This is a genomic window from Pseudomonas sediminis (assembly GCF_002741105.1).
GTDB classification, from domain to species: Bacteria; Pseudomonadota; Gammaproteobacteria; order Pseudomonadales; family Pseudomonadaceae; genus Aquipseudomonas; species Aquipseudomonas sediminis.
Genome location: NZ_NIQU01000004.1, coordinates 528,385 through 541,473 on the forward strand (window position 1 = coordinate 528,385; position 13,089 = coordinate 541,473).

Annotated in this window: 13 protein-coding genes; 5 read left to right on the top strand and 8 right to left on the bottom strand. The window is 64.4% G+C overall.

Annotation, left to right across the window (positions count from 1 at the left end):
- Positions 1 to 56: 56 nt before the first annotated feature.
- Positions 57 to 2,939: an EAL domain-containing protein gene (locus tag CDO35_RS13080; RefSeq protein WP_099525152.1), complete on the top strand. Its 2,883-nt coding sequence runs from the start codon at positions 57 to 59 to the stop codon at positions 2,937 to 2,939.
- A gap of 33 nt (positions 2,940 to 2,972) precedes the next feature.
- Here the strand turns inward: CDO35_RS13080 and CDO35_RS13085 are convergent, their stop codons facing one another.
- Positions 2,973 to 3,398: a VOC family protein gene (locus tag CDO35_RS13085; protein ID WP_099525153.1), complete on the bottom strand. Its 426-nt coding sequence runs from the start codon at positions 3,396 to 3,398 to the stop codon at positions 2,973 to 2,975.
- Between the two features lie 112 nt (positions 3,399 to 3,510).
- Between CDO35_RS13085 and CDO35_RS13090 the strand changes: the two genes are divergently transcribed.
- Entirely contained in the window at positions 3,511 to 4,401 is an 891-nt protein-coding gene (locus CDO35_RS13090; RefSeq protein ID WP_092378850.1) for a LysR family transcriptional regulator, read from the top strand.
- 3 nt (positions 4,402 to 4,404) lie between these two features.
- Positions 4,405 to 4,833 carry a GFA family protein gene (locus tag CDO35_RS13095; protein ID WP_099525154.1) on the top strand — a complete coding sequence of 143 codons (429 nt, stop codon included), beginning with the start codon at positions 4,405 to 4,407 and terminating at the stop codon, positions 4,831 to 4,833.
- Positions 4,834 to 4,919: 86 nt separating this feature from the next.
- On the opposite strand, the gene CDO35_RS13100 is transcribed toward CDO35_RS13095, so the two are convergent.
- The 7 genes from CDO35_RS13100 to zur all read right to left on the bottom strand — a co-directional run bounded on the left by CDO35_RS13100 (position 4,920) and on the right by zur (position 10,610).
- Positions 4,920 to 5,690: a MetQ/NlpA family ABC transporter substrate-binding protein gene (locus CDO35_RS13100; RefSeq protein ID WP_099525155.1), complete on the bottom strand. Its 771-nt coding sequence runs from the start codon at positions 5,688 to 5,690 to the stop codon at positions 4,920 to 4,922.
- Positions 5,691 to 5,754: 64 nt separating this feature from the next.
- Entirely contained in the window at positions 5,755 to 6,423 is a 669-nt protein-coding gene (locus CDO35_RS13105; protein WP_099525156.1) for a methionine ABC transporter permease, read from the bottom strand.
- Complete coding sequence (locus tag CDO35_RS13110; RefSeq protein WP_099525172.1) at positions 6,423 to 7,430, bottom strand: methionine ABC transporter ATP-binding protein; 1,008 nt, start codon at positions 7,428 to 7,430, stop codon at positions 6,423 to 6,425. Before CDO35_RS13110 ends, CDO35_RS13105 begins: the two co-directional genes overlap by 1 nt.
- A gap of 186 nt (positions 7,431 to 7,616) precedes the next feature.
- A complete protein-coding gene (locus CDO35_RS13115) occupies positions 7,617 to 8,462 on the bottom strand; it encodes a PA5502 family lipoprotein (RefSeq protein ID WP_099525157.1) in 846 nt (281 codons plus the stop codon).
- 89 nt (positions 8,463 to 8,551) lie between these two features.
- Positions 8,552 to 9,340: a zinc ABC transporter permease subunit ZnuB gene (gene znuB, locus CDO35_RS13120; RefSeq protein WP_099525158.1), complete on the bottom strand. Its 789-nt coding sequence runs from the start codon at positions 9,338 to 9,340 to the stop codon at positions 8,552 to 8,554.
- Positions 9,340 to 10,128 carry a zinc ABC transporter ATP-binding protein ZnuC gene (gene znuC, locus CDO35_RS13125; RefSeq protein WP_099525159.1) on the bottom strand — a complete coding sequence of 263 codons (789 nt, stop codon included), beginning with the start codon at positions 10,126 to 10,128 and terminating at the stop codon, positions 9,340 to 9,342. Before znuC ends, znuB begins: the two co-directional genes overlap by 1 nt.
- Positions 10,125 to 10,610 (bottom strand): zinc uptake transcriptional repressor Zur, encoded by a 486-nt coding sequence (gene zur, locus CDO35_RS13130; protein ID WP_099525160.1) that lies wholly within the window; start codon positions 10,608 to 10,610, stop codon positions 10,125 to 10,127. Before zur ends, znuC begins: the two co-directional genes overlap by 4 nt.
- 210 nt (positions 10,611 to 10,820) lie before the next feature.
- Between zur and znuA the strand changes: the two genes are divergently transcribed.
- Positions 10,821 to 11,765 carry a zinc ABC transporter substrate-binding protein ZnuA gene (gene znuA, locus CDO35_RS13140; protein WP_099525161.1) on the top strand — a complete coding sequence of 315 codons (945 nt, stop codon included), beginning with the start codon at positions 10,821 to 10,823 and terminating at the stop codon, positions 11,763 to 11,765.
- A 217-nt stretch (positions 11,766 to 11,982) separates the two neighbouring features.
- Positions 11,983 to 13,089, top strand: a 1,107-nt coding sequence (locus CDO35_RS13145; protein ID WP_099525162.1) for an MFS transporter, incomplete at its 3' end; no start/stop codon positions are given.

Here is a 13,089-nt window from a genome sequence, read left to right on the forward strand (position 1 = left end):
GGAGCGCCACAGAAAGCGCCCAGTACCCTTAGGCAACCATTACAAGAAAATCGCCTATGACCGCCACGACTAGCGCCGCAGTTCAAGAGGTGACGCTGGACTCGCATCAGGCTGAGCGTCAGTTCGCCACGGATATTGCCGTTGAGCGTACCCGTCTGTTGTTCCAGGGTTCGCGCTTGCCCACGTTGCTCATGCTGCTGGTCGGCCTGGCCTGCAGCTTATTGCTGTGGAGTCAGCAGAGCGCACCGATGCTCGCTGCCTGGCTGGGTTGGGTGGTGCTGCTGGCGCTGTTGCGCCTGACCCAGGTGAATGCCTTCAACGAGGCGCTGCCCAGTCGTCAGGCCGAGCCCTATTGGCGACGCATTTTCCTCTTCGGCGCCGGTGCTTCCGGGCTGACCCTCGCCTTCGCCGTGATCGTGCTGGTGCCTACCGATGTGTTCTACCAGCAGGCGCTAGTCTACGGCCTGATCGCCGCAGCGATCCTCTCGGCCAGCGTGGCCTATGCCGTCAGCCTGCCTGCCTTCCTCACTTTCGCCTTGCCCTGCCTGCTGCCGTCGGCCGGCTACCTGCTGCTCTCAGGCAGCGGCCTGCAACGTGGCTGGGGGTTGCTCAGCGTGATCCTGTTTCTTGCCCTGCTGGTGGTGGCTTGGCAGGTCAATCGTCTGGTGCAACGCAGCTTGCTGCAGCGCTTTCACAACCTGGCGCTGATCAGCAACCTGGAGCGTGCCAAGCAGTGTGCCGAAGGGCTTAACGAAGAACTGGCGCGCGAGGTTGAACAACGCCGCCGCGCTGAACGCGAATTGCGCGGCGCCCATGGCGCGCTGGAAATGCGCGTGGCCGAGCGCACGCTGGAACTGGACGAGGCGACCCACGCCCTGGGCAAGAGCCAGGCGCGTCTGGCCCTGGCACTGGAGGCCAGCGAGCTGGGTCTGTGGGACTGGGATCTGGACAGCGATCAGGTGCACCACTCGCACCTGCGCGAGCTGTTTGGCCTGGAGCCCGGCCAGGTGCAGGTGATGCTGCGTGATCTGACGCCGCGTCTGCACCCCGATGATCTGCCGCGGCTGCGCCGGGCGCTGGTCCAGCACCTCAAGGGGCGCAGCGAGGATTATCAGATCGAGTACCGCGTGCGTCATGTCGATGGTCACTGGGTCTGGGTCGAAGATCGAGGCCGCGCGGTCGAGCGCGACGCTGCCGGCCGTGTGCGACGCATGCTCGGTACGCGACGCGACGTCAGCGCACGGCGTCAGCAGGAGCAGCAGCAACGTCTGGCTGCCACCGTGTTCGAGGCAGCCAGTGAAGGCATCTTCATTCTTGACCCCGATTACCGAGTGCTGGCGGTCAACCGCGCCTTCAGCTCGGTGACCGGCTACAGCAGTGAGGAAGTGGTCGGGCGCACGGTGACCAGCCTGATCGGCAGCCGTGAGATGCGCAGGCAGTACCAGATGATCCGTCAGGAGCTGGACAGTAGCGGCACCTGGCAGGGCGAACTGATCGAGACGCGCAAGAGCGGCGAACTCTACCCGCAGTGGTTGCAGCTCAATCTGGTGCGCGATACCAGTGGTCGGCCCAGCCATATCGTCGGTTTCTTCGCCGACCTGACCGCACGACGCGAGGCCGAGGAGCGCCTGCGCTACCTGTCGCACTACGATGATCTGACCGGCCTGGCCAACCGCAGCCTGTTCAAGGAGCGCCTGCACGAGGCCAGCCAGCGTGCGCGGCAGAGCGGTCGCAGCATCGCCCTGGTGCATATCGACCTGGACCGCTTCAAGCTGCTCAACGACAGCCTCGGCCATGAAGTGGCGGATCAGTTGCTGCGGCAGATGAGCCGTCGCCTGACCCAGGCCGTACCGGAAGCTGACTGCATTGCACGGCTGTCGAGTGATGAGTTCGCCATCATTCTCGATGCCTATGGCAGCCTCTCCAGCTTGGCGCGGGTGGCCAGCCGACTGCTGGCCAAGCTGCGTGTGCCGATGACTGTGGGTGGCCACGAACTGGTGGTCAGCGCTTCGCTGGGCATCAGCCTGCTGCCGGACTACGCGCGCGAGATCAGTGCGCTGATCAGCCAGGCCAACATGGCTGTACAACATGCCAAGCACCTGGGCGGCAACACCTTCCAGTTCTTCACTGACAACCTGCAGGCCTGCACCCTGGAGCGCCTGCAGCTGGAGAACCAGCTGCGCAAGGCCATCGACGAAGGACAGCTGGAGGTGTTCTACCAACCCAAGCTGAACCTCGCCGACGACCAGCTCAACGCGGCCGAAGCGCTGGTGCGCTGGCGCCATCCGCAGCAGGGCATGGTGGCGCCTGGCGAGTTCATCGGTTTGGCCGAAGAGACCGGGCTGATCGCGCCGATTGGCGAGTTCGTGCTGCGTCAGGCCTGCCGCCAGGCGTGCCAGTGGCAGCAGCAAGGGCTGGCGCAGATACGAGTATCGGTGAACATCTCGGTGTATCAGTTGCGTCAGGGCAACCTCACCAGCCTGGTGCGCCAGGTGCTCGAAGAAACCGGCCTGGCGCCGCAGTACCTGGAGCTGGAACTGACAGAAAGCCAGCTGCTGGACAACGTCGACAGCGTCATCGTCACCTTCCGCCAGTTACGGGAGCTGGGGGTCAAACTGGCCATAGACGACTTTGGCACCGGCTATTCCTCGCTCAGCTACCTCAAGCGCTTCCCGGTGCATTACGTGAAGATCGACCAGACCTTCATCCGCGATCTTTCGCCCGGTGGCGAGGACGCGGCGATCACCCGCGCGATCATCGCCATGGCCCACAGCCTGGAGCTGAAAGTGGTGGCCGAGGGCGTGGAAACCCAGGCGCAGATGGACTTTCTCAAGAGCCAGAACTGCGATGAGATCCAGGGCTTTCTGATCAGCCGCCCGGTGGAGGCAAGCGCCTTCGCCGAGCTGCTGCGTGCGCAGATCGATAATCCACTGGATTGAACGGCATTTGCTCGCTACCCAGGTAGCCTGCGTTCACTTGGCGAACAGCTGGCCGATGTCCTTGAACGCCTTGAACTCCAGCGCGTTGCCGCAGGGATCGAGGAGGAACATGGTGGCCTGCTCGCCGACCTGGCCCTTGAAGCGTACATAGGGCTCGATGACGAACTTCGTCTCGCGGCTGCGCAGGCGCTCGGCCAGCGCCTCCCAGTTAGCCCAGCCAAGCACCACGCCAAAGTGCGGTACCGGCACGTCGTGGCCATCCACCGGGTTGCTTACGGCCTCTTCCTGATAGGCCATCTTTGGCGCTTCATGGATCACCAACTGGTGGCCGAAGAAATCGAAATCGACCCAGTGATCGCTACTGCGACCCTCGGCGCAGCCGAACACCTCGCCGTAGAAATGCCGGGCTGCTGCCAGGTCATGAACGGGAATTGCCAAGTGGAAGGGCGCAAGGGACATCACGGAATACCTCTGGTTATTGTCTGTCGGGCTAGCCTAGCAACAGCCAAATCGATTGAAAGCGAATATCCTTACTCGCAAGCTCAAATAATTTTGATCAATCGAGGCGTCCATGCTGCGTGAGCTGAAAACCTTCGTCACCGTAGCCCGGCATGGCACCTTCGCTGCTGCGGGGCAGCGCGTAGGGCTGACCCAGTCTGCCGTCAGCGCGCAGATGCGCGTGCTGGAGCAGAACCTTGGCGTACGCCTGTTCGATCGCAGCGGCCGCAGCGCGGTGCTCAGTGCCGGTGGACGCCACGCCTTACCGTTGGCAGAACAGATACTGGGTCTTTACGCGCAGATGGCGGTGCCGACGGCGCTGGCCGAATGGCAGGGCGAACTCAAAATTGGTGCCATCGCCAGTGTCCAGACAGGGCTGTTGCCTGAGGCCCTGGTGCGCTTTCGTACTCAGGCCGCACGGGTCGAGCTGAAGCTGGTGCCGGGTGTCTCGCTCGATCTGCTGGGGCAGGTGGACGCCGGTGAACTGGATCTGGCGGTACTGATCCGTCCGCCCTTCGAGTTGCCCAAGGAACTGATGCAGGTCCCCCTGGCTCGCGAACCCTTCGTGCTGATCGTACCGCCTGGCCTGCCGGGGGACGATCCGCTGCAACTGCTGCGCGAGCAGCCCTTCGTGCGTTATGACCGCCGTTCCTTCGGTGGTCGCCAGGTCGAGCGTTTCCTCCGCGAACAACGGCTGACGCCCCGCGAGGCGCTGGAGCTGGACGAGCTGGAGGCCATCGTGCGTATGGTCGAGTGTGGGCTGGGTGTATCGCTGATACCCCGTGCCGGCTTGTGGTGTAACCGACCCCAGGCGCTACGCGTACTGGAGCTGGGTGAGCTCACCTTCCACCGCGAGTTGGTCGCGACCCTGCGCCGCGCCCAGCGCCAGCCGGCGCTGGACTGGTTGCTGCAGTGCCTGGCTGATCCAACCTATGATGAGGTTTCCTGTCGAGCGGAGGTCTGACGGATGAACAAGGATATCGGCGAAATCAACGGCGCCTGCCATTGCGGCGGTGTGCGCTTTCACGTGACCTTGAGCGATGGCCTGCACAGCGCACGGCGCTGCAACTGCTCCTACTGCCGCATGCGCGGGGCGGTGGCGGTCTCGGCCGAGCTGGCCGGCTTTCGTCTTCTGCAGGGTGAAGACTTGCTTACCACCTATCGTTTCAACACCCAGAGCGCCGCGCACTTCTTCTGTTCACGCTGTGGCATCTACACCCACCACCAACGCCGTTCCAATCCCCATCAGTACGGCGTCAATGTCGCCTGCCTGGAGGGCATCAGCCCGTTCGACTTCGCTGAGGTGCCGGTCAGCGACGGCATCGCCCATCCCAGTGACGACCCTAGCGGCGCCGGGCCGCGGCAAGCCGGCGTGCTGCGCTTTATCCCGTCGTGAGCACGCCGCTCATCGCGCAGACATGAAAATGCCGCGCGGCTTTGCAGAGGCGCGGCATCGGGTACTGCTCAGGGTGTCAGCGGCGATCAGAACGCCGGGACGACGGCACCTTTGTACTTCTCTTCGATGAACTGCTTCACTTCGGCGCTGTGCAGGGCCTTGACCAGCTTCTGCACGGCGTCGCTGTCCTTGTTGTCAGCGCGGGTCACCAGAATGTTCACGTATGGCGAGTCGCTGCCTTCGATGGCCAGGGCGTCCTGGGTCGGGTTCAGCTTGGCTTCCAGGGCGTAGTTGGTGTTGATCAGGGCGAGGTCGACCTGGCTCAGTACGCGCGGCAGGGTGGCTGCTTCCAGTTCACGCACCTTGATCGCTTTCGGGTTTTCGACGATGTCCTTCGGCGTGGCGAGGATGCCGGCTTCTGGCTTGAGTTTGATCACTCCGGCCTTCTGCAGCAGCAGCAGGGCACGGCCGCCGTTGGTGGCATCGTTGGGGATGGCCACGGTGGCGCCTTGCGGCAGCTCGTTCAGGTCCTTGATCTTGCTGGAGTAGGCGCCGAAGGGCTCGACGTGTACGCCGGCAACGTTGACCAGGTCGATCTTGCGGCTGGCATTGAATTCGTCCAGGTACGGCTGGTGCTGGAAGAAGTTGGCGTCGAGATTCTTCTGCTGTACCTGCAGGTTGGGCTGCACGTAGTCGGTGAACACACGCACCTTCAGCTCCACGCCTTCTTTGGCCAGGGCTGGTTTGACGAACTCGAGGATCTCCGCGTGCGGCACCGGGGTGGCGGCGACGTTGAGGGTTTCGGCCTGGGCCGAGAAGGCCGCGCAGGCGGCGATGGCAGTCAGCAGCTTCTTCATTTCAAGGTTCCTTTTGGGAAGGTTGGTGCGGGTCCCGCGGGTAGCGAGTCGCCGCTTTTCATAATCACTTACGAGAAAAATGTACGACCAGGCGATCCCCGACCATCTGCAGCACCTGCACCAGAATCAGCAGCAGGATCACGGTCACCGCCATCACGTCCGGTTGGTAGCGCTGGTAGCCGTAGCGCACGGCCAGGTCGCCGAGGCCGCCGCCGCCGATCAGGCCGCTCATGGCGGTGTAGGACACCAGGGTAATCGCGGTGACGGCGGTGGCCGCGAGCAGGCCGGGCAACGCCTCGGGCAGCAGCGCGCGGGTGATGATCTGCCAGGTAGTGGCGCCCATCGCCTGGGTCGCCTCGATGATGCCGCGCTCGACTTCGCGCAGGGCGGTTTCCACCAGGCGCGCGAAGAACGGCGTGGCGCCTACTACCAATGGCGGGATGGCTCCGGCCACGCCCAGCGAGGTGCCGACCAGCAGCTCGGTGAAGGGAATCATCAGGATCAGCAGGATGACGAAGGGCACCGAGCGCAGGATGTTCACCACCAGCGACAGCGCGCCATACAGGGCCTTCTGCTCGAACAGCTGGCGCGGGCCGCTGAGAAACAGCAGCACGCCAAGCGGCAGGCCGAGTAGCACGGTGAACAGCATCGAGCCGAGCAGCATATTCAGGGTGTCGAGACTGGCCTGCCAGATTTCCGGCCAGAACACGTTGGGCAGCAGTTGTTCGAGCATCAGCGCAGTACCTCCAGATGCACGTCGGCGGCTTCGAAGCGCGCCAGCGCGGCGTCGATGTCGCCACCGGTCAGGGCCAGGGTGAGCTGGCCGTAGGGGGTGTCCTTGATGCGGTCGATACGCCCGGCGAGGATGCTGTAGTCCACCCCGGTCTCACGTGCCACGGTGCCCAGCAGCGGGGCGTAGGTGGCGTCGCCCTGGAAGGTCAGGCGCAGGATGCGGCCTTCGACATGAGCGAAGTCATCGCGCTGTTCGGCTTCGTCGACATGCTCGGACTCCTGCACGAAACGCTTGGTGGTCGGGTGCTGCGGGTGCAGGAACACCTCGGCCACCGGGCCTTCCTCGACGATGACACCAGCGTCCATCACCGCCACGCGGTCGCAGACGCGGCGGATCACGTCCATCTCGTGGGTGATCAGCACGATGGTCAGGCCCAGTTCGCGGTTGATCTCGGCCAGCAGGTGCAGCACGGCGGTGGTGGTCTGCGGGTCGAGGGCGCTGGTGGCCTCATCGCACAGCAGGATCTTCGGTCGCGTGCTCAGCGCACGGGCAATGCCGACGCGCTGCTTCTGCCCACCGGAGAGCTGCGCGGGGTATTTGTTGGCGTGATCCTGCAGGCCGACGCGCGCCAGCAATTCGGCGACGCGGGTATCGATCTCGGCGCGGCTCAGCTCGCCGGCCAGACGCAGCGGCATGGCGATGTTGTCGGCGACGGTCTTCGACGACAGCAGATTGAAGTGCTGGAAGATCATCCCGACCTGCTGGCGGAAGCGACGCAGGCCATTGGCATCGAGGGCGGTGACATCGACGCCGTCGATCTCGATGCGCCCGCCGGAGGGTTCCTCCAGGCGGTTGATCAGGCGCAGCAGGGTGCTCTTGCCGGCGCCGGAATGGCCGATGATGCCGAACACCTGGCCGCTGCCGACCTGCAGCGTGGTGGGCTGCAGTGCCGGAATCTCGCGGCCTGCGACGCGGTAGGCCTTGTGGACGGATTGAAACTGGATCACGCGAACGACCTTTTGGGTGTGTTCAGTCGCCGGCTCCAGAGGGTTGTCGAGCCGGCGCATCGAGCGCCGGGTAGGGCGCAAAAGTGCGCTAGTTTACCCGGCAGTGTTTAGGCCGAGAAAATCTTTGTAGGCCTATGGTTATTACAAAATTGCATTACCGATCAGCGGTAGTGCGCGCGCCCTTCCTCAGTTGCGTTGTGGGCTCAACAGCAGGCGCGGTACCTGTTGTGGCGCGATCTTCTGGCTCAACTGCGGACGGAAGCTCGGGTCAAGCTTCTTGATCCGCGCCGAGAGCAGCGCCGCGACCCAGGGGTAATCCTTGGCCTCGCGCACTTCGATGCGCACTGCGCAGCGAAAGGTCACGACATCGGCGGCTACGCCGTCGAGCAGTCGGCGCAGGTTTTCGTTGTCCTGGCTGTCCAGCATAGGCAACGCCACGACGCTGGTGGCGGCGCTCGGATCGATCAGGCGTGCCTTGGGCGTACGCTCGGCCACGGGTGCCGGCTGGCTCGCAGCTGCCGGAGTGGTTGCTGCCTTGGTCGCGGCCTGGCGTTCACTGGCCAGGCGCTGCTGACGCAGTTGTTGCTGACGCTCGGCATCGAGCTTGGCGGCGGCATCGCGCGCCTGCTGCTCGGCGGCCGTCTGGCGGGCCGTACGTGCGCTGTCGATGGCCTGGTTGAGGTCGTGACTCAGAGCCGGCGCCTGTGGCATCAGGCTGCGGGCCTGGCCCAAGGCCTGCGCGGCGCGATCCAGATCGCCCTGCTGCAGTGCTTCGCGGCCCTGTTCCATATAGGCCTCGGCCAACTGGCGCTGGTACTGCTCCAGGCGCGTGTCGCGGCTGGCGCGCTGCTGCAGGGTGTTGAGCTGGCTACGCGCATCGTCGAGACGCTCTTCGGCCAGGCTCAGGTCGAGCTGGCGGAAGGCGATGACCAGATCATCGACCGGCGGGAGGCTGTGCTGCTGGCTGCTCTGGCAACCGGCCAGAAGTAGAACCAGAAAAAGCGGAAGACCACGAAAAGCGAACGACTTCATAACTACGCGTCTCGAATTGTGCAAAAAACGCGCAATCATACAGGTTCGTACCGCTGATTTCATCTTGATCGGCTACGCAGAGCGCGCCATCAGCTGTTGCGCTTGGGCAGCGCAAAGCTGGCCAGGAATAACGCAGCAGCGCTGACCACGATGGATGGCCCGGCCGGTGTGTCCTGATACCAGGACAGCGCCAGACCGCAGCACACCGCCATCAGGCCGAGCAGGCTGGCGCCCACGGCCATCTGTTCCGGCGTGCGTGCGTGGCGCTGGGCGGCGGCGGCGGGGATGATCAGCAGGGAAGTGATCAGCAGCACGCCGACGATCTTCATCGCCACGGCGATCACCACAGCGATCAGCAGCATCAGCGCCAGGCGAATCGCTGCTACCGGCAGGCCTTCGACCCGTGCCAGTTCTTCGTGCACGGTGATCGCCAGCAGCGGTCGCCACAACCACGCCAGCAGCGCCAGCACCAGGGCGCTGCCGCCGATGATCCAGGCCAGATCGGTGGTGCTGACGGCGAGCAGGTCACCGAACAGGTAGCTCATAAGGTCGATGCGCACGTCATGCATGAAACTCAGCGCCACCAGGCCCAGTGACAGGGTGCTGTGGGCGAGGATACCCAGCAGGGTGTCGGAGGCCAGCGGCTGGCGCTGCTGCAGGGTCACCAGCAGCACGGCGAGCAGCACGCAGCCTACGGTCACCGTCAGGGTCGGACTGACGTCAAGCATCAGGCCCAGCGCCACGCCGAGCAGGGCCGCATGGGACAGGGTGTCGCCGAAGTAGGCCATGCGCCGCCACACCACGAAGGAGCCGAGCGGTCCGGCCACCAGGGCCAGGGTAAGGCCGGCGAGCAGGGCGTTGAGAAGGAAATCGGGCATCAGTGTTTGCAACCAGGGCCGTGAACGTGAGCCGGGCCGTGGATGGTCAGGCCGGGCTGAACCACGCCGCCATGCAGGTCGTGAGCGTGGTCATGATGGTGGTGGTAGACGGCCAGGCTCTTGGCGTCCTGGCCGAACAGTTCGATGAAGGCTGGGTCACCGCTGACCTGCTCAGGGTGACCGGAACAGCACACATGGCGGTTGAGGCAGACCACCTGATCAGTGGCGCTCATCACCAGGTGCAGGTCGTGCGAGACCATCAGTACGCCGCAGCCATGGCGTTCGCGCAGCCGCGAGATCAGCCGATACAGCTCTGCCTGGCCGGCGACGTCGACGCCTTGTACCGGCTCGTCGAGCACCAGCAGTTGCGGCTCGCGCAGCAGGGCGCGGGCCAGCAGTACGCGCTGCATCTCGCCACCGGAAATGCTCTGCAGCGGGCTGTCGATCACCTGCTCGGCACCGACCTCGGCCAGTGCTGCCAGGGCGCGCTTGCGATCCACCCCAGGCACCAGGCGCAGGAAACGCAGCACCGAGAGCGGCAGGGTCGCGTCGACGTGGAGTTTTTGCGGCATGTAGCCGATGCGCAGGCGCGGCGCTCGGCGCACGTTGCCGCTGTCGGGTTGGAGCAGGCCGAGCACCACGCGTACCAGGGTGGTCTTGCCGGCGCCGTTGGGGCCGATCAGGGTGACGATCTCGCCGGGCTGTACGCTGAGCTGCACATCGTCCAGAACCGGCTGGCCGTTGAAGCTGACAGCGACGCCGTCGAGGCGGATCAGCGCATCGCTCATGCCGCGCCCTTGCAGCCTGCGCAGAGGCCGACCACTTCCACGGTCTGGCTTTCGACGACGAAGCCAACGCCGGCCGCCCCGTCGACGATGGCCTGGCTGATGGCCGGTTGCTCCAGCTCGGTAGCCGCGTGGCAGCTACGGCAAATCAGGAACTGGCCCTGATGCGCGTGCTCAGGGTGGCTGCAACCGACGAAGGCGTTAAGTGATGCGATGCGGTGCACCAGGCCGTTTTCCAACAGGAAATCCAGTGCGCGGTACACTGTGGGCGGCGCCGCGCGGCGACCGTCTTCATCGCTCAATACGCCGAGGATGTCATAGGCGCCGAGCGGCTTGTGGCTGGCCCACACCAGCTCCAGCACGCGCTTGCGCAGGGCAGTCAGGCGCAGGCCCTGGCGCGCGCAGATGGTTTCGGCCTCGGCCAGGGCATGGCTGACGCAGCGAGAATGGTCATGAGGGCGTGAAGCCAGGGGCGTGTCGGTCATGGGCAAGGACGGCGCTGAGAAGAGACGTTATTATGTTACCTGTTCAGGGCGCCTCTAAAAACTACCTGCGTTGCCATCGCAGCGTTAAAAACAGACTCAAAATGCTCATTTACAGCTCGTAAACTGCGCTTTTTCGCCTGTTTTTGCCTTGCGCTGACTGCCTCGCCTACGTTTTCAGAGGCGCCCTTCAATCCAATCCGAGTATGCCCCGTGTTGCGCCTTTTCTGTCTCTTTACCCTGTTTTTCGTCGCCAGCGCCCAAGCCGAAGTGCGTGTGCTGACCAGTATCAAACCGCTGCAACTGATCGCCGCAGCGGTGCAGGACGGCGTTGGCGAACCCGAGGTGTTGCTGCCGCCCGGTGCTTCGCCGCACCACTATGCGTTGCGCCCGTCCGACGTACGGCGAGTGCGTGATGCTGACCTGCTGTACTGGATCGGACCGGACATGGAGGCCTTCCTGCCGCGCGTGCTGGGTAGCCGTGACAAGCCCCAGGTGGCCGTGCAGGACCTGCCCGGTATGACCCTGCGCCACTTCGGCGATAGCCACGACGAACACGATCATGACCAAGACGAACATGATCATGGCCACGAACATGCCAGCGATCAGCTTGGCCATGACCACGATCATCGTCCGGGCAGTCTGGATGCGCATCTGTGGCTGGCTGCGGGCAACGCCAAGGTCATCGCCGCCCGCATGGCGGCAGACCTGACCAAGCTCGACGTGGCCAACGCAGCGCGTTACGCCGCCAACCTGAAAGCTTTCGAAGCACGTCTGGATGCGCTCGATGGCCGTATTCGCCCGCAACTGGCCGCCTTGCAAGGCAAGCCGTACTTCGTTTTCCACGAGGCCTTCGACTATTTCGAGGCTGCCTACGGCCTCAAGCACGACGGTGTATTCAGCGTGCTGACCGAAGTACAGCCCGGTGCGCGGCATGTCGCTGCCATGCGCGAGCGCCTGCAGCAGACGGGGCCGAGCTGCGTGTTCAGCGAACCGCCGCTACGTCCGCGTCTGGCTGAAACCCTTACCGCAGGCTTGCCGGTGAAACTGGCGGAACTGGATGCCTTGGGCGGCGCCTTGCCGGTCGACGCCAGCGGTTACGAGCAACTGCTGGAGAATCTGGCTGGCGGCCTGAGCGAGTGCCTGAATAGCTTGTAAGATCTTTGGCTTCGTGAAGGTTTTTCACGTAGCCCGGATGCAATCCGGGAGCGATAGCAACGGCCCCTGATTGCATCCGGGCTACAACTAATCGAACGTCCTGCCCCGTGGGAAGGGCTGCAGCCGCGCCCCGTCGAGCTACGAACTGTAACCACCGCCTCGTTGCCGCCCGCATGCGCAAACCACTAGGCTTGCGCTTTTGCCGCGAGCGCCCGTCATGTCGCCCACTGCACTTCGCCCGTCCAACGCCACGCTGGTGCTGCTGGCCTCGCTCTACTGTGCTCAGGGTTTGCCATCCGGGCTGATCGCCCACTCGCTACCGGTGCTGCTGCGCCAGCATGGCGTCGACCTGGCGCTGATTGGCTTGCTCAAACTGCTGGCGCTGCCCTGGCTGCTCAAGGTGTTCTGGGCACCCTGGATCGACCGTCTGGCCTCGCCCCGACTGGGCCATCACCGTGGCTGGATCCTGCCGCTGCAAAGCGGCGTCATCGCCTGTGTCGCGGCATTGGCGCTACTCGCCCCGCAGACATTGTTCGGCTCCGGCCTGTGGTTGTTGCTCGGCTTGCTGCTACTGATCAACCTGCTGGCCTCGACCCAGGATATCGCCACCGACGGGCTCACCGTGCGCTTGCTACCCGAGCGCTGGCGCGGCTTGGGGAACAGCCTGCAGGTGGGCGGCTACAAGGTTGGCATGATCGTCAGCGGCAGCGGCCTGTTGCTGGTGATCGACCCGTTGGGCTGGAATCTGGCTGTGGGGGTGGTGGCCGGGCTGATCCTGCTGATGACCGTACCGATCTGGCTGTTTCCCGAGCGTCGCGTGTTGCCGTTCCAGCCTGCTCTTGCTGAGAACGCTCTCGGCCCACGTCTGCTGTTCGACCACTACCGTGGCCTGTTGGCGCAACCCGGCATGCTGCTGTGGCTGGCGGTGGTACTGACCTTCAAACTGAGCGACTCGCTCGGCTCGCCGATGATCAAACCGATGCTGGTGGATCAAGGTTGGAGCACCGCAGCGCTAGGCCAACTGACCCTGATCAGCAGCCTGGCCGGGATCGGCGGCGCCTTGCTGGGTGGCTTGCTCTACGCGCGCATCGGCGTGCTGCGTGCCTTGATTCTGTTCGGCGCCCTGCAAGCCATCGGCATCGCTGCCCTGGCCTTGCTGGTGGGGCAGGGCGCCAATACCGGGTTGGTCTATGCCGTGACCCTGTTCGAGCAGGTGGCCGACGGCATGTCCACCGTCGCCCTGTTCGCCGCGATGATGCGTATGTGTCGCCCCGAACACGAAGGCGCCGACTTCACCTTGCAGGCCTCGGCACAGTTGCTGCTG

Excerpts from the sequence above, each read along its gene's own strand:
- znuB (WP_099525158.1), bottom strand. The coding sequence starts at position 9,340 with ATGCCCGATTTCCTTCTCAACGCCCTGCTCGCCGGCCTTACCCTGGCC.
- CDO35_RS13095 (WP_099525154.1), top strand. The coding sequence starts at position 4,405 with ATGAACAAGGATATCGGCGAAATCAACGGCGCCTGCCATTGCGGCGGT.
- znuC (WP_099525159.1), bottom strand. The coding sequence starts at position 10,128 with ATGAGCGATGCGCTGATCCGCCTCGACGGCGTCGCTGTCAGCTTCAAC.
- zur (WP_099525160.1), bottom strand. The coding sequence starts at position 10,610 with ATGACCGACACGCCCCTGGCTTCACGCCCTCATGACCATTCTCGCTGC.
- CDO35_RS13090 (WP_092378850.1), top strand. The coding sequence starts at position 3,511 with ATGCTGCGTGAGCTGAAAACCTTCGTCACCGTAGCCCGGCATGGCACC.
- CDO35_RS13100 (WP_099525155.1), bottom strand. The coding sequence starts at position 5,690 with ATGAAGAAGCTGCTGACTGCCATCGCCGCCTGCGCGGCCTTCTCGGCC.
- CDO35_RS13080 (WP_099525152.1), top strand. The coding sequence starts at position 57 with ATGACCGCCACGACTAGCGCCGCAGTTCAAGAGGTGACGCTGGACTCG.
- CDO35_RS13115 (WP_099525157.1), bottom strand. The coding sequence starts at position 8,462 with ATGAAGTCGTTCGCTTTTCGTGGTCTTCCGCTTTTTCTGGTTCTACTT.
- CDO35_RS13085 (WP_099525153.1), bottom strand. The coding sequence starts at position 3,398 with ATGTCCCTTGCGCCCTTCCACTTGGCAATTCCCGTTCATGACCTGGCA.
- CDO35_RS13105 (WP_099525156.1), bottom strand. The coding sequence starts at position 6,423 with ATGCTCGAACAACTGCTGCCCAACGTGTTCTGGCCGGAAATCTGGCAG.